Source organism: Corynebacterium suranareeae, from assembly GCF_002355155.1.
GTDB classification, from domain to species: Bacteria; Actinomycetota; Actinomycetes; order Mycobacteriales; family Mycobacteriaceae; genus Corynebacterium; species Corynebacterium suranareeae.
In genome coordinates this window covers 1,765,717-1,786,158 of sequence record NZ_AP017369.1, presented here as the reverse complement: position 1 = coordinate 1,786,158, position 20,442 = coordinate 1,765,717, and the positions used below count along the sequence as shown (strand labels likewise).

General features: G+C 51.9%; 18 protein-coding genes and 1 pseudogene. 12 read left to right on the top strand and 7 right to left on the bottom strand.

The annotated features are described in order from the left end of the window. Positions 1 to 6 precede the first annotated feature (6 nt). Complete coding sequence (gene mptB, locus N24_RS08390; RefSeq protein WP_167382069.1) at positions 7 to 1,779, bottom strand: polyprenol phosphomannose-dependent alpha 1,6 mannosyltransferase MptB; 1,773 nt, start codon at positions 1,777 to 1,779, stop codon at positions 7 to 9. A gap of 311 nt (positions 1,780 to 2,090) precedes the next feature. Between mptB and N24_RS08385 the strand changes: the two are divergent. From N24_RS08385 to N24_RS08355, 7 genes and pseudogenes are all read left to right on the top strand, one after another. Beyond that, positions 2,091 to 2,805 (top strand): annotated as a pseudogene (locus N24_RS08385) (helix-turn-helix transcriptional regulator). Further along, on the top strand, positions 2,802 to 4,247 hold the full coding sequence (gene sufB, locus N24_RS08380; protein WP_096456003.1) for a Fe-S cluster assembly protein SufB: 1,446 nt from the start codon (positions 2,802 to 2,804) through the stop codon (positions 4,245 to 4,247). Before N24_RS08385 ends, sufB begins: the two are co-directional and overlap by 4 nt. Positions 4,248 to 4,252: 5 nt before the next feature. Further along, complete coding sequence (sufD, locus tag N24_RS08375; protein ID WP_096456001.1) at positions 4,253 to 5,431, top strand: Fe-S cluster assembly protein SufD; 1,179 nt, start codon at positions 4,253 to 4,255, stop codon at positions 5,429 to 5,431. A gap of 89 nt (positions 5,432 to 5,520) precedes the next feature. Beyond that, positions 5,521 to 6,279 carry a Fe-S cluster assembly ATPase SufC gene (sufC, locus tag N24_RS08370; RefSeq protein WP_096455999.1) on the top strand — a complete coding sequence of 253 codons (759 nt, stop codon included), beginning with the start codon at positions 5,521 to 5,523 and terminating at the stop codon, positions 6,277 to 6,279. Position 6,280: 1 nt separating this feature from the next. After that, positions 6,281 to 7,546 carry a cysteine desulfurase gene (locus N24_RS08365; RefSeq protein ID WP_096455997.1) on the top strand — a complete coding sequence of 422 codons (1,266 nt, stop codon included), beginning with the start codon at positions 6,281 to 6,283 and terminating at the stop codon, positions 7,544 to 7,546. Continuing rightward, positions 7,546 to 7,995 carry a Fe-S cluster assembly sulfur transfer protein SufU gene (gene sufU, locus N24_RS08360; protein ID WP_096455995.1) on the top strand — a complete coding sequence of 150 codons (450 nt, stop codon included), beginning with the start codon at positions 7,546 to 7,548 and terminating at the stop codon, positions 7,993 to 7,995. The genes N24_RS08365 and sufU overlap by 1 nt, the downstream gene beginning before the upstream one ends. A gap of 24 nt (positions 7,996 to 8,019) precedes the next feature. Further along, positions 8,020 to 8,433, top strand: a complete 414-nt coding sequence (locus N24_RS08355; RefSeq protein ID WP_096455993.1) for a metal-sulfur cluster assembly factor — start codon at positions 8,020 to 8,022, stop codon at positions 8,431 to 8,433. Between the two features lie 87 nt (positions 8,434 to 8,520). Here the strand turns inward: N24_RS08355 and N24_RS08350 are convergent, their stop codons facing one another. Beyond that, the gene (locus tag N24_RS08350) at positions 8,521 to 9,126 is read right to left on the bottom strand and encodes an anti-sigma factor (RefSeq protein WP_096455991.1); all 606 of its coding nucleotides are present in this window, start codon (positions 9,124 to 9,126) and stop codon (positions 8,521 to 8,523) included. Positions 9,127 to 9,221: 95 nt separating this feature from the next. Here N24_RS08350 and N24_RS08345 point away from each other — a divergent pair, with 95 nt between their 5' ends. The 3 genes from N24_RS08345 (at position 9,222) to N24_RS08330 (ending at position 13,408) form a co-directional block, all read left to right on the top strand. After that, positions 9,222 to 10,853, top strand: coding sequence for an ABC-F family ATP-binding cassette domain-containing protein (locus N24_RS08345; protein ID WP_096455989.1), 1,632 nt, complete (start codon positions 9,222 to 9,224; stop codon positions 10,851 to 10,853). A gap of 542 nt (positions 10,854 to 11,395) precedes the next feature. Next, a complete protein-coding gene (locus N24_RS08335) occupies positions 11,396 to 12,253 on the top strand; it encodes a RelA/SpoT domain-containing protein (RefSeq protein WP_231910943.1) in 858 nt (285 codons plus the stop codon). Between the two features lie 678 nt (positions 12,254 to 12,931). Then, entirely contained in the window at positions 12,932 to 13,408 is a 477-nt protein-coding gene (locus N24_RS08330) for a DUF1990 domain-containing protein (protein WP_096459982.1), read from the top strand. Here the strand turns inward: N24_RS08330 and N24_RS08325 are convergent. The 3 genes from N24_RS08325 to N24_RS08315 all read right to left on the bottom strand — a co-directional run bounded on the left by N24_RS08325 (position 13,405) and on the right by N24_RS08315 (position 17,944). Next, a complete protein-coding gene (locus N24_RS08325; RefSeq protein ID WP_408607592.1) occupies positions 13,405 to 16,167 on the bottom strand; it encodes a cation-transporting P-type ATPase in 2,763 nt (920 codons plus the stop codon). The two genes, N24_RS08330 and N24_RS08325, sit on opposite strands and share 4 nt — an antisense overlap. A 108-nt stretch (positions 16,168 to 16,275) precedes the next feature. Continuing rightward, positions 16,276 to 17,664, bottom strand: coding sequence for a PFL family protein (locus tag N24_RS08320; protein WP_096455987.1), 1,389 nt, complete (start codon positions 17,662 to 17,664; stop codon positions 16,276 to 16,278). Positions 17,665 to 17,674: 10 nt separating this feature from the next. Next, positions 17,675 to 17,944 carry an ACT domain-containing protein gene (locus N24_RS08315; protein ID WP_096459976.1) on the bottom strand — a complete coding sequence of 90 codons (270 nt, stop codon included), beginning with the start codon at positions 17,942 to 17,944 and terminating at the stop codon, positions 17,675 to 17,677. A 56-nt stretch (positions 17,945 to 18,000) separates the two neighbouring features. Here N24_RS08315 and N24_RS08310 point away from each other — a divergent pair, with 56 nt between their 5' ends. Both N24_RS08310 and N24_RS08305 read left to right on the top strand, forming a co-directional pair. Further along, positions 18,001 to 18,255: a PLDc N-terminal domain-containing protein gene (locus N24_RS08310; protein ID WP_096455985.1), complete on the top strand. Its 255-nt coding sequence runs from the start codon at positions 18,001 to 18,003 to the stop codon at positions 18,253 to 18,255. A gap of 20 nt (positions 18,256 to 18,275) precedes the next feature. Continuing rightward, complete coding sequence (locus tag N24_RS08305) at positions 18,276 to 18,941, top strand: NAD(P)H-binding protein (RefSeq protein ID WP_167382068.1); 666 nt, start codon at positions 18,276 to 18,278, stop codon at positions 18,939 to 18,941. Here the strand turns inward: N24_RS08305 and N24_RS08300 are convergent. Continuing rightward, a complete protein-coding gene (locus N24_RS08300; protein WP_096455981.1) occupies positions 18,934 to 19,692 on the bottom strand; it encodes a glutamine amidotransferase in 759 nt (252 codons plus the stop codon). The genes N24_RS08305 and N24_RS08300 overlap by 8 nt on opposite strands. A gap of 48 nt (positions 19,693 to 19,740) precedes the next feature. Beyond that, the gene (gene acnR, locus N24_RS08295) at positions 19,741 to 20,307 is read right to left on the bottom strand and encodes a TetR/AcrR family transcriptional regulator AcnR (RefSeq protein WP_096455979.1); all 567 of its coding nucleotides are present in this window, start codon (positions 20,305 to 20,307) and stop codon (positions 19,741 to 19,743) included. Positions 20,308 to 20,442 lie beyond the last annotated feature (135 nt).

Here is a 20,442-nt window from a genome sequence, read left to right as displayed (position 1 = left end):
AGTTGCTTAGTGTAAACCAAAGGTTGTATATCTTCTGAAACCCCACCATCCGAGCAGCAGTAATGTGGTAAATCCTAACGCTGCACCGGAGTAGATTGTGAAGATTGTACTTGCGGGTAGCGCGAGGCCGCGGGGAAGCACAAAGAAGCTGAAAGCGGTGGAGTAAGCGATTACGCCTAGCTGGAAGAACAGCCTATTTGCCCAGGGTGCGAGGGGAACGATTGCCCACAACATGTACCAAGGGTGAACCACGGGAAATAAAATCACCATGACAAATGTGGAAACACCTAAAGCGCCAACGGCATGAATATGGCCCCGGTATGTGGCAAAAAGCATACGAACCATAAAGGCTGCCGCAACGGCAACCCCCACGAAGCGGGAGACCACAAGCATGGCGGCAGTATGATCTCCTAAACCTAGATTCATTCCGATGAAACCTGAGATCACACCAATGTTGGTCGTCATTGACATCCAGCTTCGAATCGTTGCGGCTCCACCTTGGCCGGTAATCCATCCCAGGCTGATGCCCGTTAAGAGGCTAAGTACGGCGACTGTAATAACAAGGAGTGCGATCTGGGTCAGGGCTGCGATGGCGAGGGACACAATATGACGGTGTTCGCGCGCATAAAAAGCTCGAGCAAGCGCCATGCCCACAAAGCCGAGACCAATGAAGCCAGTGACCTTAACTAAACCTGCGCAGGTAATTAGTACTCCACTAAGTGCAATGTAGCTCCATGCTGATCCCCATAAGCCGAGCTGTATGCGATCCGTGCCACGCAGCCCCAGTTCCAAACCCACGAGCAAAAAGCCCAGCAAAATGGATTCGTTGTGAATGCCGCCAATTAGATGCAGAATCAGCAAAGGGTTGAGCACACCTAAATAAAAGGACGCTTCTTCGGATACTCGACAGCGTCGCGCAAGCATCGTGATAGCCCAACCAGCAGCAATCACACCCAGCAGCGAGGCAATTCGGTGGGCAAAGACGCCACCTACGATGCTGTCATTAGTAATAACGCTTATCGACGCCGCGATGCTCAGCGCAACAGGGCCGTAGGGCGACGGGGACTGGGCCCAAATAAAGGGCACGGATCGTGCCAAATGATTATCGGGGCCTAATAATTCCAGTGGTCCACCGGCGTAGGCATCCATTCCTTGTGCTGTAACAGAACCTTGTGCCAGGTAGGAATAGATATCTTGAGTAAATAGCGGTGCAGTAAGCATGATGGGGGCAACCCATGCACCGAAGGTTCGTCGGAGCATGGACAAGCTAACGCTACTGACTCTGGACGCGCTGCGTTTAAAAGGGATGCCCACTAGTGGAGCCATCAACACCCAAGCTAAGACTAAAAACCCGACTCCAATGAGTACGACCATGGATGAAGTTTGAAGCATCCTTCCCATGAAATTGCCGCCAGGAAAATCCACGTAAGGGTTGTTCACTACCGGTAGGGCGCCGGCGCCAAGTGCGCCGAAAGCAATCATCAGTGCGCCCATTGTTCCGATGAAGCGAAGCCAAGCAAAACGTCGAATCTTTTCATGCTCAAGGCCGGCGGCGTCGAAGTCGCGCTCGTTGATTGAGTTCGCGCCGGTTGCGACGTCGAGAAGCGTGGTGCTTAGTGGCACCTGATCTTCTTCATGCAGCGTGGCTGAGCGTGAACCAGCGGTGCCGATGCGCGGCAGGGTGTCAAAGATTTGGCGTAGGGGACGAGGCGCCCTGGAGAACCATTTTTGGTTTTCGGGGGCGCTGGAATTGGGTTGAGTTTGCTCGTCCTTCGTCACGCGCATCATTCTACGCACCCAAAGGCGGAACATTTACCTTGCCTCAAAGTCAGTTTGGAGGTTGTATGCGCAAAGTGTGAGAAAACTCTCAAATAGGGTTCAATGTTGCTGAAGTGCCTAAATTTTACGGTTTCTTGAGCAGTGTCCAGCATAAATAAGGTAACCGTTACTTTGTTTAGGGTTAGCTTAGTTTTTATTTATCAGTTGTTTTCTTGAATCTATTTACGCAGGTAGACCTAAGAGATTGGACAGGGGAATAGAATTAGGGAACACTTGTGTTGTCTAAAGGTGAAGGCTAAAAGAAGCAGGAGGTGATACCAGTGGGAGCTGTTGCAAAAACTAATGAGACGCAGGCCGGAGATGGCGATACGCGTCGAAAAATTCTTCTAATCCTACTGGAACGCGCGCCGGTGATCGCTTCTGATATCGCTGAACAGCTACAGCTTTCAACTGTGGGAGTACGCAGGCACCTAGACAACTTGGTTGAAGATAATCTGGCGGAAGCGGTTAATCCACGTCAGAACCCATATGAGCCCAAAATGCGTGGTAGGCCGGCCAAAACTTATCGGCTTACAGACAAAGGTCGCTCAATCTTCGGCCATGAATACGATTCTCTTGCAGCGGCGGCCCTAGCCACCCTCCGGGAGGTTGGCGGTGACCAAGCTGTAAGGCAATTCGCTAGAAAGCGGATCGAGGCAATTGTTGAAGGAATCACCCCAGCAGATGTTTCAGATCAATCGATTGAAGATACAGCCAAATCTTTAGTCGAAGCTTTTAGTCGGCATGGTTATGCAGCAACTGTCGAAGCCAATCGAAACGGTTTGCAGCTCTGCCAGCATCACTGCCCAATTTCCACAGTTGCCGCGGAGTTTCCGGAACTGTGTGAGGCGGAGCATCAAGCAGTCTCAGAAATTTTGGGACAGCACACGCAACCTTTGGCAACAATCGCAGACGGCCACGGCATCTGCACAACAAATATTCCATTGACACCCATCAAACACTCCTGATGAAAGGAGCGGATCATGACTTCGGCAACAACGAACCCAGGGGTTAACGAACCCTTGACCGATGACCAAATCATTGAGTCTATTGGACCGTACAACTACGGATGGCACGATTCTGACGTCGCTGGCGCATCAGCACAGCGTGGTCTCAGCGAGGCTGTCGTACGCGACATCTCCGCAAAGAAGAACGAGCCAGAATGGATGCTTCAGCAGCGCCTCAAGGCCTTGAGCATTTTTGATAAGAAGCCAATTCCAACCTGGGGTGCTGACCTTTCAGGCATTGACTTTGACAATATTAAATACTTCGTCCGCTCCACCGAGAAGCAGGCACAGTCCTGGGAGGATCTCCCAGAAGACATCAAGAACACCTACGACAAGCTAGGTATTCCTGAGGCTGAAAAGCAGCGTCTCGTTGCAGGTGTTGCAGCTCAGTACGAGTCTGAGGTTGTCTACCACCAGATCCGCGAGGACCTGGAGCAAAAGGGCGTTATCTTCCTGGATACCGATACTGCGCTGAAGGAGCACCCGGAGATCTTCCAGGAGTACTTCGGCACTGTTATCCCTGCTGGTGACAACAAGTTCTCCGCACTCAACTCAGCTGTTTGGTCTGGTGGGTCTTTCATCTACGTGCCAAAGGGTGTCCACGTTGACATTCCTCTGCAGGCTTACTTCCGCATCAACACTGAGAACATGGGTCAGTTCGAACGCACCCTGATCATCGTTGATGAGGACGCCTACGTTCACTACGTTGAGGGCTGTACTGCACCTATTTACAAGTCCGACTCCCTGCACTCCGCAGTCGTTGAGATCATCGTGAAGAAGGGTGGACGCTGCCGCTACACCACCATTCAGAACTGGTCCAACAACGTCTACAACCTGGTGACCAAGCGCACCAAGGTTGAAGAAGGCGGAACCATGGAATGGGTCGATGGCAACATCGGCTCCAAGGTCACCATGAAGTACCCAGCTGTCTGGATGACTGGCCCACACGCAAAGGGCGAGGTTCTTTCCGTTGCCTTCGCAGGTGAGGGACAGTTCCAAGACACCGGCGCCAAGATGACCCACATGGCTCCATACACTTCCTCCAACATTGTGTCCAAGTCTGTGGCACGTGGCGGCGGACGCGCAGCATACCGTGGTCTAGTCCAGATCAACGCTAACGCTCACCACTCAACTTCCAACGTTGAATGTGATGCACTGCTGGTCGATGACATCTCCCGTTCAGACACCTACCCATACAACGACATCCGCAACGATCACGTGTCCCTTGGCCACGAGGCAACTGTGTCCCAGGTTTCTGAAGAGCAGCTGTTCTACCTCATGAGCCGTGGACTAGCGGAAGAAGAAGCAATGGCCATGATCGTTCGTGGCTTCGTTGAGCCAATCGCCAAGGAACTCCCAATGGAGTACGCACTTGAGCTCAACCGACTGATCGAACTGCAGATGGAAGGATCGGTGGGCTAAGCCCAATGACTGAAGTAGCAACCGTAAAGGCCGCAACCCCACACAACACAAAGGGCGACCTTTTCACCTCATTTAATGTTGAGGATTTTGAGATCCCACGCGGACGCGACGAAGTTTGGCGCTTTATCTCCTTGCGTCGTCTTCGTGGACTCCACAACGGCGAGTTCGCACCTGCAACCACCTCTGACGTTTCTGTAGAGATCCCAGCAGATGCAGAAGGCGCAAGCCACGAAGTCGTTGCCAAAGATGATGCCCGTCTCGGTCGCGCTGGTGCTCCAGTAGACCGAGTCGCAGCTCAGGCCTGGACTTCCATGGAACAGGGCAATGTTGTCACCTTCGCTAAGAACACCCACAACCCTTCACCAGTCACTATCACTGTTACTGGTAAGGGAGAGGGCGTAACCTCCTTCGGTGCAATCTCCGTTGAGGTTGAAGACGGCGCAGATGCCATCGTTGCACTGCAGTACGTTGGATCCGGAACCCATGCGGACAACGTGGAATTCATCGTGGGCGACAACGCACGCCTCACCGTCATCACCGACACCCACTGGAATGACGATGCTGTTCACTTGAGCAACCAGCTTGCCAAGCTGGGTCGTGATGCAACTTTGCGCCACACCGTAGCTACCTTCGGTGGTGAAGTAGTCCGCATCGTTCCACGTGTTCGCTTCACTGCACCAGGTGGAGACGCAGAAATGCTTGGTGTGTACTTCGCTGATGATGGACAGTACTTCGAGCAGCGTTTGCTGGTTGATCACGCTGTTCCAAACTGTCGCTCCAACGTTTTATACAAGGGTGCACTTCAGGGCGATAAGAACTCCGAGAAGCCAGATGCTCGTACCTGCTGGGTCGGTGACGTTCTCATTCGCTCCAACGCGCATGGCACCGACACCTATGAAGCCAACCGCTCACTCGTTTTGACTGAGGGCGCACGAGCAGATGCCATTCCAAACCTTGAGATTGAAACCGGCCAGATCGTTGGTGCAGGACACGCAGCAACCGTTGGTCGTTTCGACGACGAGCACGTGTTCTACCTCCAGGCTCGTGGTATCCCAGCTGAAGAAGCACGTCGCCTGATCGTTCGCGGTTTCTTCAACGAGGTCATCAACAAAGTTCCAGTTGAATCCATCCGTGAGGAATTGGAAAACCGAGTCACCTCAGAACTCGCAGTTCTTGGCATGTAAATAAGCCAAGTTTGACGCTGGGCTCTAAAAAGATGGCCCAGCCAATACTTCAGTTTAAAATTCGCTTCAACCCTGAAAGATTGTCACAGATGAGCACTCTTGAAATCCGTAACCTGCACGCACAGGTTCTGCCGTCCGATGAGTCCGCAGAGCCAAAGGAGATCCTGAAGGGCGTCAACCTCACCATTAACTCCGGTGAAATCCACGCCATCATGGGCCCTAACGGTTCCGGCAAGTCCACCCTTGCATACACCCTTGGTGGACACCCACGTTACGAAGTAACCGCAGGCGAGGTTCTCCTCGATGGTGAGAACATCCTCGAGATGGAAGTTGATGAGCGCGCACGCGCAGGTCTCTTCCTGGCTATGCAGTACCCAACTGAAATCCCAGGCGTTTCTGTTGCTAACTTCCTGCGTTCCGCAGCTACTGCAATCCGTGGCGAGGCTCCAAAGCTTCGCGAGTGGGTTAAGGAAGTCCGCACTGCTCAGGAAGCTCTTGCTATTGATCCTGAGTTCTCTAACCGTTCTGTTAACGAAGGCTTCTCCGGTGGTGAGAAGAAGCGCCACGAGGTTTTGCAGCTGGATCTGCTGAAGCCAAAGTTCGCCATCATGGATGAGACCGACTCAGGCCTCGACGTGGACGCACTGCGCATTGTCTCTGAAGGAATCAACTCTTACAAGCAGGAGACCGACGGTGGCATCTTGATGATCACCCACTACAAGCGCATCCTTAACTACGTTCAGCCTGACTTCATCCATGTGTTTGCTAACGGCCAGATCGTCACCACCGGTGGCCCTGAGCTCGCAGACAAGCTCGAGGCTGACGGCTACGACCAGTTCATCAAGTAACATGTCCGATTTCCTCAATGCAGATGGATCCCTCAATGTGGATCGGGTGCGGGAAGAATTCCCAATCCTGAAACGCACCGTGAGGGATGGGAAACCGCTTGCTTACCTGGATTCAGGTGCGACATCGCAGCGACCCGAGCGCGTCTGGCGTGCGGAAGAGCATTTTGTTCTACACACCAACGCCCCCGTGCACCGCGGTGCCTACCAACTGGCTGAGGAAGCAACGGATGCTTATGAGGGTGCACGCGAGAAGATTGCAGCCTTTGTTGGCGCGGAGCAGCATGAAATTGCGTTTACCAAAAACGCAACGGAAGCTCTCAATCTTGTTGCGTACACCCTCGGTGATGACCGCTCCGGCAAATACCGTGTTCAAGCTGGAGACACCGTGGTCATTACAGAGCTAGAGCACCATGCAAACCTGGTGCCCTGGCAGGAGCTGTGCCGCCGAACCGGCGCGACGCTGAAGTGGTACAAGGTCACTGAAGACGGTCGAATCGATCTTGATTCTCTCGAGCTCGATGACACCGTCAAGGTTGTAGCTTTTACTCACCAGTCCAATGTGACTGGTGCTGTCGCTGATGTTCCAGAATTGGTTCGTCGAGCTAAGGCCGTTGGTGCGCTTACTGTGTTGGATGCGTGCCAGTCAGTTCCTCATATGCCGGTGAATTTTCATGACCTGGATGTAGATTTCTCTGCCTTTTCTGGTCATAAAATGCTCGGACCTGCTGGCGTAGGCGTGGTTTATGCCAAAGCTCCAATCCTTGATGAGCTGCCACCATTTTTAACTGGTGGCTCCATGATTGAAGTTGTCACCATGGAAGGTTCTACCTACGCGCCTGCCCCTCAACGTTTTGAGGCTGGCACGCAGATGACCAGCCAGGTGGTTGGCTTAGGTGCGGCCGTCGATATGCTGAATGAAATCGGTATGGAAGCGGTTGCTGCTCATGAGCACGCTTTGACTGCTTATGCGCTGGAGAAGCTCACTGCAATTAAGGGACTAACAATTGCAGGTCCTTTAACTGCAGAGCAACGTGGCGGTGCGATCAGTTTCGGTGTCGAGGGCATTCACCCCCATGATCTAGGCCAGGTGCTTGATGATCAGGGAGTAAATATCCGCGTTGGGCACCACTGCGCATGGCCTGTGCACCGCAGCATGAACGTACAATCGACAGCACGAGCATCTTTTTATCTCTACAACACCTTTGAAGAAATCGACCGCCTTGCGGCTGCGATTGAGAAGGCAAAGCAATTCTTTGGAGCTGAGTAATGAACCTTGAGCAGATGTACCAGGAGGTGATCCTGGACCATTATAAAAATCCCCAGCACAAGGGTCTTCGGGATCCTTTTGACGCCGAGGTTCACCACGTCAACCCTTCTTGTGGCGATGAACTAACTTTGCGTGTGAAGCTATCCGAGGATGGCTCTACCGTAGAAGACGTCTCCTATGAAGCAGTGGGATGCTCGATCAGCCAGGCTTCCACGTCGGTTATGACTGAAGAAATCGTCGGTTTACCAGTGGACAAGGCCTTGGAAAAGCTTGCAGAGTTTGAGAAAATGATTGTCTCCCGAGGTCAGTACGTAGGCGATGAGGATCTTATTGGAGATGGCATTGCATTTTCCGGAGTCGCTAAATATCCAGCACGCGTGAAATGCGCACTGCTTGGATGGAAAGCTTTCCAAGCAGCCACTGCTGATGCTGTTGAGCACGCACATTAGCCCGCTTAAACAATTGGAGGAACCATGAGCGAGCACACCGAAAACACACCAGATGTAGAAGAGCAGAACGGCTCTACGTTTGAGGCACAAAGCTCCGAGCGCCCAGAGCAGTCTGAAGCGGACCTGGCTAAGGCCAGCGATGTTGAAGAATACATGCGCGATGTCATTGACCCTGAACTGGGCATTAACGTTGTGGATCTGGGACTTGTCTACGACATTTACATGATCAACGGCAACGAAGCTCACATCGATATGACCCTGACATCACCAGCATGCCCGCTGACCGATGTCATTGAAGATCAGGCACGCACCGCCGTCGTCGGTAACGGCGTGGCTGAGAAGCTGTCATTGAACTGGGTGTGGATGCCACCATGGGGTCCACACATGATCACCGAAGAGGGCCGCGCACAGCTGCAAGCCCTCGGGTTCGCAGTCTAAAAAGCCTGCTTTTCGACGCAACCCCCTGCCACACAGGAAATCCTGTAAGGCAGGGGGTTGTTTGTCATCCCGCGTTAATTGGCGCTGCTAATCAGACATACAGCCAATCATGTAGGAAAAGTTAGCAGGGTGAAGCAGGCTAGGGGAGACGCGGTCTTCAAAAAATCCTGGGTCTTCACCCCAAATGGCTGAGGTAGATTCAGCAAGAGAATCAAGCCTATTTATGCAAAATTCCAGACGCTCCCCAAAACCCATCTCACTGACATAAGGCATAACGGCTAATTCTCCGTTGTGTCGTGCCCGATCCGCAGTGGCTGCAGGCAACGCAAAAATTAAAAGGACAAGGGCAATAATCGCCCAACCGCATCCACCTTTCCTTTTGGGCTTTTCACGTGGTGGGCGTGATGTGACCGGCTGAGTTTCTTGTGCGGGTTGCGGCGTTGGCGCTAATTCTTGTTGTGAGTTGTGGATTCGTGCTTGTTGCACTCCCGGTGCAGGTATAACGGAATAGTCACTGACCTGCGCTGAAGAAATCCCATACTTTTCCAACACCTCAAAGACTTCCCGTTTCCCAGGAAAAGCGTTAAAACGCGTCACCATACTGCCGCGTTGAAACTCATTGAGGGAATATCGGACTACGTAGTCCATCCCTGTCGAGGAATCGGAACTGGATGGTTGGCCTTTAGAGGTCATACCCACACCCTAAACCAAATAGGTGGGTTTGCGCAGACAAAAACTAAGGGCGACGTTTGTTGACCTGGCAATTACGCTTGATAGACTGTTCGGTTGTGATTGTCACCAATGATTTAGAGGTGCGCGTTGGCGCACGTACCCTTCTTAATGCCCCAGGTCAGCTCCTTCGTGTCCAGCCTGGCGACCGAATTGGTCTGGTCGGCAGAAATGGTGCGGGCAAAACCACCACCATGCGTATTCTCTCGGGTGAAACCCAGCCTTACGGCGGATCTGTTACCACCTCAGGTGATATTGGTTACCTGCCACAGGACTCACGCGAAGGCAACATTGAACAAACCGCGCGTGACCGCGTGTTATCCGCCCGTGGGCTTGATCAGCTGCGCTCATCTATGGAACGCCAGCAAGAGATCATGGAAACCAATAGCGATGAGCGCAAACGCGATGCCGCTATCCGCAAGTACTCCCGCCTGGAGGAGCAGTACCAAGCTCTAGGTGGCTACGAAGCAGACTCCGAAGCAGCGCAAATCTGTGACAACCTCGGCCTTGAATCCCGTATCCTCGATCAGCAGCTCAAAACACTATCCGGTGGTCAGCGACGCCGCGTTGAGCTTGCCCAGATCCTGTTCGCTGCCACTAACGGCTCCGGCAAGTCCAAAACCACATTGCTTCTCGACGAGCCCACCAACCACCTCGACGCCGATTCCATTTCCTGGCTCCGTGGGTTCCTGGCCAAACACGAGGGCGGTCTCATCATGATCTCCCACGACGTCGAGCTTTTAGATGCCGTGTGCAACAAGATCTGGTACCTCGACGCAGTGCGCGGTGAAGCCGATGTGTACAACATGGGATTTGAAAAATACAAGGATGCTCGAGCAACCGACGAAGCCCGACGTCGACGTGAACGCGCCAACGCCGAGAAAAAGGCCAGTGCGCTGAAAGACCAAGCAGCCCGCTTGGGAGCTAAAGCCACCAAGGCAGCAGCCGCTAAGCAGATGATCGCACGTGCGGAAAAGATGATGGGTAGCCTGGACGAAATCCGTGTCGCCGACCGGGTTGCACACATTTCTTTCCCAGAACCCGCCCCATGCGGAAAAACACCCATGAACGCAACCGGGCTAACCAAAATGTACGGTTCGCTCGAAGTCTTCGCTGGTGTTGATCTTGCCATCGACAAAGGCTCCCGCGTAGTTGTCCTCGGATTTAACGGTGCAGGTAAAACCACCCTCCTGAAACTTCTGGCAGGAGTCGAGCGCACCGACGGCGAAGGTGGCATTGTCACCGGACACGGCCTAAAAATCGGCTACTTCGCCCAGGAACACGACACCATCGACCCCAACAAATCCGTCTGGCAAAACACCATCGATGCCTGCCCAGACGCTGATGAACAAGACCTCCGCGGACTACTCGGTGCCTTCATGTTCTCCGGGGAACAGCTCGAACAACCAGCGGGAACACTTTCCGGTGGTGAGAAAACCCGCCTCGCACTAGCCACCTTGGTGTCCTCACGAGCAAACGTTTTGCTTCTCGACGAACCCACCAACAACCTCGACCCCGTCTCCCGCGAACAAGTCCTCGATGCACTACGTACCTACACAGGTGCAGTCGTTCTTGTCACCCACGACCCAGGTGCCGTCAAAGCCCTTGAGCCAGAACGAGTCATCGTGCTTCCCGACGGAACCGAAGACCTGTGGAGTGATCAATACATGGAAATCGTAGAGTTAGCGTAGATTTTAATCATGATTGTGCAGGTCAGGGCTGTTTCGCCTCAGTCTTGACCAGTGGAAGTAGTGGAAAAATCCACAAAAACCCCGCGTTAGACCATGGTGCAAAGAAGTGTTCTCGTCAACTATTTTGGTGGCTCACGCCATTGGAGACATTTGGGATCCTATTTTGAATTGACCGCTTGCAAAATGCCGTTTGTTTCTAGCGTTAAACCCATCGGAATGTCGCAATGAGCATGAACGTGGAATCCCCGTAAAAGCGAAAATTAGAAGCAATATGTTGGAAACATATTACCAAGCTATATGTCCGGAATCTCACCTCTGTGAGACGAACCAATTTCATGTTTTATCTGAATAGGTAGCCAGTTTTCTCCCATTAACAGCATGATTGCTGAACAGCTATTTACATGCTTATGCAACGGTAGACATAATCTTCTAGTAGTTCAAATAATGTATCGTTGAGATCGGGGTAATTACATCACACGTTTATTGCGGGACTGAGTGTGCGGTTGAATTTTTAGGCGACAAGTATAAGAGGGCGTACAGCAATGGCTTTTAATGAGAAGCCACAGTGGTCTAAAGGTCAGATGAACCGAATCGGTGATGCTTTAGAAGGAAAACGTGAATTAGACGAAGAGCTTTTTCGACAAATAGTGTTTTGGCATGAAGACCTCCTGGCTGAGTTATATTTAGTTTCAGTTCCAGTGCTGGATAAAAGAGTCAATAAGAACGCGGAATTTCTTAAAATTGGTGAGATTGGTCCGGATATTGTGTATTCGTCTCGAATTAAGAATGAGGACACGATAGTCGAAAAGCTGTCTAGGCTACGCACTGACTTGGCGCGGATACAGGACTTTGCGGGTGGGCGTTTTGATATTGACTGCAGTCCCGCAACCCAGGTACTGGTTGCAGACGATCTTGTTGCGGTTTTTGAGGAACTCGGATGTTCTGTAGTTAAGAAAGAATACCTTGAGAAATCCCAGTTTGGTTACCGCGCAATCCATCTACATATTACGGGTGCAGCTGGACGGATAGAGCTTCAAATTAGGAGTAAACTTCAAGCACAATGGGCTAATACATTTGAGCTTCTAGCTGATCTGGCAGGTCGTGAAATTCGATATGGGCACCAGCACGAAAGTGAATCAGTTAATGACCTAGTGCATTCACTTCAGGAGCTGGCTGATGCCATACACCAGCTAGCAGTTTCGGACGATTTGCTGGATCAGCGTTTTCAACGAACACAAGATCTGGATGGATCAACAAATTCTAAGTACTCCATAATGTATCTGAAGCTTGTAGAGGACTTAGTTGAATCACGAAAAGGGGTCCGCGAAGCAAGGTTAAAACTGGTAGAATCTATGTCCAGCATCCAACGAGAGCTCCGAAGTATTGGAAAGGTAAGATGATGACGTCTTTTGTTATTGAATATCATCGCTTGAGTGGTGAATTATCGGTGACATCCTTTTCCGATCCAAGGGAAGCATCGGATGAGCGTTTCCGTCGTAATCAAAATCGGGAAAGTAAAGACGTCGAAGTTGTTACCGTTACTACTGATTCTTTAGAAAGTCTGAAACGATCTCACTCTAGGTATTTTTTACGAGCATAAGAGCAGGGGTAACAATACGATCAAGCTTGCGGTAGTTGCAGTAGTTACTTAACTTCGGTATCGCTCCTAAACAAAGAGAAAGTGGTCGCTCGGAGTTTCAGATTCCAGGAGTGAATTTTGCGGTACCACATACGCAGAATTGCGCTACCGATGCAGACTTGGATGGTTCTGTAGGGGTTACCTTGAAGGAGTAGTACCAGTGAACAACTGATAGTTGGTCACTGGTGGGGAATCTTTTCAAGAATTTCGACTGTGGGGGCGGGATGGTACAAGAAAGTGTGGACTCTGGCGATGAGAAGTGCTTCACGGAGCTCACGATGCTACTTCACGATTGTTTTCATGCCACTTCAAAAAGCACGTCCTAAACATTTACGTCGTTAGTGACTTCCCGTATCGGCAGGCACAGTCTCTGGATATGATGACAGTTCTGAATCTCAACTGCGAAATGTGGCACCCTTGAGGGGTGGAAACATCCTTCTTGAGCTATCCGGAATCCCTACAGGGCAAATCGGAAGACCTTTTGGCTGGAAACTATGCAGCAGCAAAAGGTTGGCAAATTACTGATTGCAAACTAGTGCTTGGTAACGGGGCAGAGTGCTTTCAAAACGCCGTCCAACAGTTGTTGTCCTGGCAAGCGCACCGTCATGCGGGGATTACAGTGACTGAATCTGACTCGATCGTGGAGCTTAAATTCTGCGGCATTCGTTCCTATTGCAAAATCCTCAAGTCCGATAGCCAACCTCACCGTGTTGTTCTAATCTACGGCACCCTTGAGAAGCATGTGGAACGTGGGGAAGAGGCCTTTGAAATCACGATGACTGACAATGGCCAGGTCACTGCTCATATCGTGGCATTTTCAAAACCCGCAACGTGGTGGTCGAAGTTAGCTAAGCCTGTGGTGAGGTTGGTGCAGCTTAGGATCACCGAGAAGTACCTTGAAGGGCTGAAATATTAAGACGCTTTGAGTCGTCTGAAGAATTTCTCGATTTCCACGATCGCAAAGATGACAACACCGAATATCAGAGGCATGACCCAATCCCTTGGAGCCAGTGCAGCGGTGTCAAAAGTACTTTGCATAAACGGCAAGTAGACGAAACCTAGTTGCAGAATAAGCATGAAAGTAATGCACAGCCAGGAGATCGGGTTGGTGGTGAACAGCTCTTTGCGTAGTGCTGATACTTCGAAGTATCGAGAATTAAGCAGATAAAACACTTGTCCGATACCAAGGGTTGTCACGGCAATGGTGCGTGCGGTGTCGAGGTCGATTCCGGCGTTGCGCGCTCCCAGGAACGCCCAGAACGTTGCTCCGCCTAGGAGTAGGGAAACATAGACGATTCTGAAGACGGAGGAGGCGTCGAGAAGCCCGCTTTTGGGGTTTCTGGGCTTTCGGCCCATAATGCCGGGCTCTGCTGGCTCGAAAGATAGTGCCAGGGATAGTGTGATCGCGGTGATGAGGTTGATCCACAGCACTTGAAGTGCGGTGATGGGAAGTTCCCAGCCAAGAAGCATCGCGATGAAAATAACGAGGCCCTGGGCACCGTTGGTGGGCAACATGAAGACAACGGCTTTGCGGAGGTTGTCAAAGATGGTGCGGCCCATTTCCACAGCTTTGGCAATCGTGGCGAAGTTGTCGTCGGCAAGCACTATGTCGGCCGCGTCCTTGGTGGCTTCGGTGCCCTTGATGCCCATGGCGACGCCAACGTCGGCTTGCTTAAGCGCTGGGGCGTCGTTGACGCCGTCGCCGGTCATGGACGCAACCTCGCCGTTTTCCTGGAGCGCGCGCACAATGCGCAGCTTATGCTCGGGGCTGGTGCGCACAAAAAGATCAGCCTTATCGACGATTCCCCGCAGCTCATCATCTGCGGCTGCAGTAATTTCAGTACCGGTGACCACGTTGTGGCCGTTGATTCCAACCTCGCGAGCGATAGCCTGGGCTGTGGCGGCGTGATCGCCGGTGATCATGCGGACGCGAATACCTGCCGATTGCACTACTTTCATGGCCTCGATGACTTCCTCGCGGGGTGGATCCATGATGCCGTAGAGACCAAGGAAGGTGAGTTCGCCCTGGTCAACGTCTGCTGGCGTGATTGTTTGGGTGCTTGCGGGAAGCTTTTTATACGCGGCAGCCAGCACGCGGAGGCCTTGGGAAGCTAGATTCTCAATGAGTTCTTCCCAATATTTTCGGTCAGGCGGTTTTTGTGTGCTTCTATCAAGTAAACGATCAGGAGCGCCCTTGACCAGCATGGTGTTTTCTCCATCGATGATGTGGAGCGTGGCCATGTATTTGTACGCGGAATCGAAGGGGAGTTCAGCGATACGAGGTAAAGTGTCAGCGCCGGTTTTCATGGCAAATGCGCGGATGCCACCATCAGTGGGTTCTCCCGCGAGTTTCCAGGAGCCTTCTTCTTGGTAGATTTCTGCGTCGTTGACATTGGCTGCTACCAGGGACATGGCGTAAAGGTCTGGGTGATCCTGGACGGAAACTTTTTCAGCGTCGTGGAGATAAACATCGCCGATGGGGGAATAGCCAGTTCCGGTGACATCATAAAGATGTGCGCTGGTAGCAAGGGCTCGCACTGTCATTTCATTGTGGGTGAGTGTGCCTGTTTTGTCCGTGCAGATCGTGGTGACTGAGCCGAGTGTTTCTACCGAATTGAGACGGCGTGTGATCGCGTTTTGAGCAGCCATCTTCTGCACACCTAAAGCGAGAGTGATGGCGATTACTGCTGGTAGACCTTCTGGAATAGCAGCGACCGCGAAGCCGATAGCAGATTGGATTAGCTCTTCGAAGGAAGTGTCATGAGCTAGGCCCGCGACTACCAACATGAGAATAGCCAAAAAGACACACACAATAGCTAGGGTTGACGAGAACTTTCTCATCGATCGTGTCAATGGGGTATCCACGGAGTCGACGTCGACAAGCATGGTGGTGATACGCCCGATCTCTGTGCCTGCACCGGTCGCGGTGACCACGCCGGTGCCACTGCCTGTGAGCACTAAGGTGCCGGAAAACGCCATGGAGCTGCGATCGCCGATTCCGGCATCAACCCCAACCGGATCGGTATTTTTGACTACGGCCTCGGCTTCACCGGTAAGCGCAGATTCCTCAATGTGCAGGTTAGTGGCGGTGAGCATCCGCAGGTCAGCAGGTACTTTATCGCCAGCAGCTAATTTCACCACATCGCCAGGCACGAGCTCAGACGCATCAATTTTTTGGAACACCCCATCGCGCAGCGCGGCCGATTCTGGGGAGAGCATATTGCGTATCGACGCCAACGCATCCGCCGCTTTGCCCTCCTGGATAAACCCGACCAGCATGTTGATGATGACGACCGCGCTAATCACGATCGTGTCAGTCCAGTGCCCAAGGAATGCAGTAAGCACCGCAGCGGCGATCAGAACGTAGATCATTGGGTCATTGACCTGGCGGAATAACCGTTGCCAGACTGTATCAGGTGGGGTGTGGGGCAGCTCGTTGCGCCCGTTTTCCTCCAAACGCTTTGAGGCTTCTACTGAGCTTAACCCGCTGTCTTGGCTTTTAAGGTTTTCTAAAACGTCAGCAGCAGGTAATGCGTGTGAGGGTAGGGAAGTTGCAGGAGCTGAAAGTGGGGACAACACCGAACACAGACCTTTCAAATCATCGGCCGCGCGCCCCACACTTTTTTCCAACCGATCTGAGGGACATCTATCGCGGCGGAAGCTCTTCGCAGTCATAACGAGAGAAGATGCTTCAACGTTTATGAGTCCATGATACGCCTGGAAAAATGGCCGTAACCTGCGGTGAGATGAACAACACCTTAACGGTTAAGGCCCAGAAAAATACTAATTTCTGAATCCGTGGACAGGTGCTGGGATGAATCCCCCGCGGTGGATGAACTCATTATTACCGATCGTGTTAACCGGAATGACCGGTGCGTAGCCAAGCAAGCCACCAAAGTCGACTTCGTCGCCAGGGCTTGTTCCAGGAACAGGGATAACACGCACAGCAGTGGTCTTATGATTCATCACTCCGATGGCTGCTTCGTCTGCGATCATGCCTGAAATAGTTTCAGCTGAGGTGTTGCCAGGGATCGCAATCATATCCAAACCAACTGAGCAGATCGCGGTCATCGCTTCGAGCTTGTCAATAGAAATTGCTCCTGTACGAACTGCGTCGATCATACCTTTGTCCTCAGAGACTGGGATGAAAGATCCAGACAAACCACCGACACGTGAACAGGCCATCATGCCGCCCTTTTTCACTGCGTCGTTAAGCAGTGCAAGCGCCGCTGTAGTTCCATGTGTGCCAACCTGATCAAGGCCCATGACCTCGAGGATATTTGCCACGGAGTCTCCCACTTCAGCAGTGGGAGCTAAAGAGAGATCCACGATGCCGAAAGGAACACCAAGCCTCTTCGATGCCATTGCACCGACAAGTTGCCCTGTGCGAGTGATCTTAAAGGCAGCCTTCTTGATTTCTTCAGCGACCTGATCAAGGGTGGCACCTTGAAGGTTCCCCAACGCTCGGCTAACTACACCTGGTCCTGAAACACCAACGCTGACCCCACAATCAGGCTCTTCAATGCCGTGGAAAGCACCGGCCATGAAGGGATTATCACCCACAGAATTGGCAAAGACCACCAGCTTTGCACACGCAATGGCAGAGCGATCCTTGGTTAATTCAGCCGCCTGCTTGATCACCTTGCCCATCTCATTGACAGCGTTCATGTTGATACCCGCGCGAGAAGACGCCACATTGACAGAGCCGCACACAACATCGGTCGTGCTTAGCGCTTCCGGAATGGAACGAATCAGGCGAATATCAGATGTGGTTCCGCCTTTTTCTACTAGCGCTGAGTAACCGCCAATAAAATTCACTCCGACATCTTTAGCTGCCTTATCCAAGGCTCGAGCCACGTCAACGGGATCTCCAGCACAACCTGCCGTAACGAGGGAAATTGGGGTCACGGAGATGCGTTTGTTGACAATGGGGATGCCCAATTCACGCTCAATTCCTTCACAAACTTCCACCAGCGAAGCCGCTTGAGTGGTGACGCGATCATAAACAGCCTTAGCGGTTTCTTCCATCGAGCCTCTGGCGCATTCCAACAGACTGATGCCCATGGTGACCGTACGAATATCTAGGCGATATTTTTCAATCATCTCGATAGTGTCAAGAATTCCCCTCGACGAACGGTCATTGAAACCCACCGATGTAGAAAAATCACTCATGCGTGTCTCCCTAGATCTCATTAACCGCGTTAAACAGCGCTTCAGACTGAATGCGGATGACCAAGCCTTGTTCCTTCTCCACAGGTTTCATTCGTTCTTGAACAGTGGCGATATCCACGACGGATTCATCAAATCCAACGTGCAAGATCATGGTGAACCATTGATCCATGATGGTTTGAGAGACATTGTGGATATTGACATCTAGCTCCGCCAACGCGGTGGAAACCGCAGCAATAATTCCGGTGTGGTCCTGCCCTGTGACAGTCATGATTGCAAACATGAGTTTCATGCTACAACGACCCGTGGACACGCTCCTTTAGGTCTATCATTTGAGGTATGCCAACTCTTTTTGATCGCTCATCCAAAACCTATAAATCACTACGCGCTGATTGGTTGGATCTCCCCACAGAATTACGATTTCCCCTGATCTTCGCCGTTGTTGCCGAATTTGCTACCAAGGTATCTGTCTGGGTATCTCTCAAGAACCGCGCGCCTGAAAAAGTCCGAGGTCCAAAATGGATGTGGTTCCTTTTGACCTTCCTCAACGGCGTCGGACCTGCGGCCTACTGGGCTTTCGGCAAGAAAAAATAAACGCTGTTAGGGTGGCGCCCATGACTAATTCAACGCGAGTCCTACTCATTGGCGGCCACGGCAAGGTGGCCTTACTAGCAACCCCCATGCTTATCGACGCCTCCGTCCAGGTCACTTCCATGTACCGCAATCCGGACCACCAGGCCGAAATTGAGGCGCTCGGCGCCTCAACTTTAGAGCGTGATGTCACCACGCTGAGCGTGGAGGATTGGGCTGAACTGCTCAAAGACTTCGATGTGGTGGTGTGGAGTGCCGGCAACGGTGGCAAAAGTGGTGCAGACGCCACCTACGCCATTGACCGTGATGCAGCGATCGCATCGATTGATGGCGCGGCCAGCTTAGGGGAGAAGGCTCCCCGCTACATTATGGTGAGCTATGTGGGTTCCACGTCGCACACTATCGATCCTTCTGATTCTTTTTATGCCTATGCAGAATCTAAGAAGGCTGCGGATGAGCACTTAAGCTCCACCGACTTGGATTACTTAATCCTTGCTCCAGCAGCTTTAACGCTTGATGAAGTAGACGGCATTGAGGTCATTGCCGATACCAATGAAGCAGCGGCAGGTCGCAGCACCTCAAGAATTCTTGTTGCAGAAGTGATCACCGAGTTCGTAGTTCGAGATTTCCCTCAAACGCGGGTGCTGCCATTTGTGGACGGCAACGCGGCCGTGTCGTCAATTAAGTAAGTTCAGCGAGTTGGTGCTCCGCGCCGTCTGCAACGCGCGTTCCTTCGCAGACTTCGACGAAGTTGCGGAGCACCCTATTGGCATAGATGGAGTCAACTGAAGGGAGTTCGGCAACGATGCGGTCGTAATCTTCAGGGGAGAAATAGCCGTAATTGGCGTAGAAATCCATGCGGTTTTTCATCCCGACTGCATCCATATCAGCGTGAAACTGTACTGACCACGTATTTTTATTGGCCCGCAGCATTTGGATGGGGCAGGTCGGCCCAGTTGCTAGCACGATATGTCCTGGCGCAGCAGTGATTGAATTCTCTGTATGCCCGGTAAACGAAGTAAAACTATCAGGCAAATCGTGGGTGAGAATGTCTCTTTGGCCGGCTTCGGTTAGCAGGACGGTCGTAGCGCCTGAATCCTCAGGATGACTCCGCCCGATCTGACCACCGGAATAAAACGTCAAAAATGTATTTCCGTAGCATACGAAAATTGTCGGCAGCGGATGGTTGATTAACAAAGAGAGTTCTTTGTGGACGTGGCGTTGCCAATCGCTGTATTCAAAGTTGGTGGCGTTGAGGGGGCTTCCGCCTACAATCACACCATCGAAGCCTTCCAAACTGCCAATTTTCGATGAAGTGGAATCCAGCATTCGAGAGGTCAGTTCTTGAGGTTTAAGGCCGGTGGCCTGCAAAAAGTCACGTCGCTCAGCTGCTGCGACTGCTTCTCCCTGACGGGGCTGAACTAAAAGAACTGAAACCATACCGCTTAGTCTAGTTCTTATGTACTAAAAGTGTGAAACAGGGGTAGGTTAGTCCCGTTTGCGGACGGTGCCCTCAACCAAATCTAAAACTTCAGACAGCCCGTCTGTGGATGCTCCAGTAGCCAAACGGGAGATGAAACCATCGAGCACCGTCTCCAGGAAGGTGTGCAGCACTTCGATGGGGACATCAGTGCGCATTTGTCCTTTGTCCACATTGCGGGACAAACGCACCCTGACTGCTTCATCTAGAACGCTTTGATGATCAATCCATTTCGCGCGGAACACTGGATCGGTGCGCAACTGCTTGGAGATTTCAAGACGCACAGACATCCAATCGTATCGATCAGGGTCTTCGAGCATTCCTCGCATTACTTCAACGAGGCCATTTTCAGACACCACCTCTGCCATGCGTGCGGCATCTTCCCTGGCGAGAGCTAAAAACAGGTTTTCTTTATCACCAAAGTGGTGGAAAATCGCTCCGCGGGATTTACCTGTTGCTTCTTCCAACCGGCGTACCGTGGCACCCTCGTAGCCGTGCTCAGCGAAGCATCGTCGGGCACCTTCAAGGATTTCTTGACGGCTATTTGTTGGTTTGTCGCCTGCCGCTATGGACAAGATGTACTCCTATGAAAAATAGCGGTGAAAACACGCATGGAAGGGGATGGGTGTGAAAAATTTAGCGTATTACAAAGGGCCCCACCACATTGGCTACGAAGTAAGCTTCATAGCCAATTAGTTGATGGGGCCCTG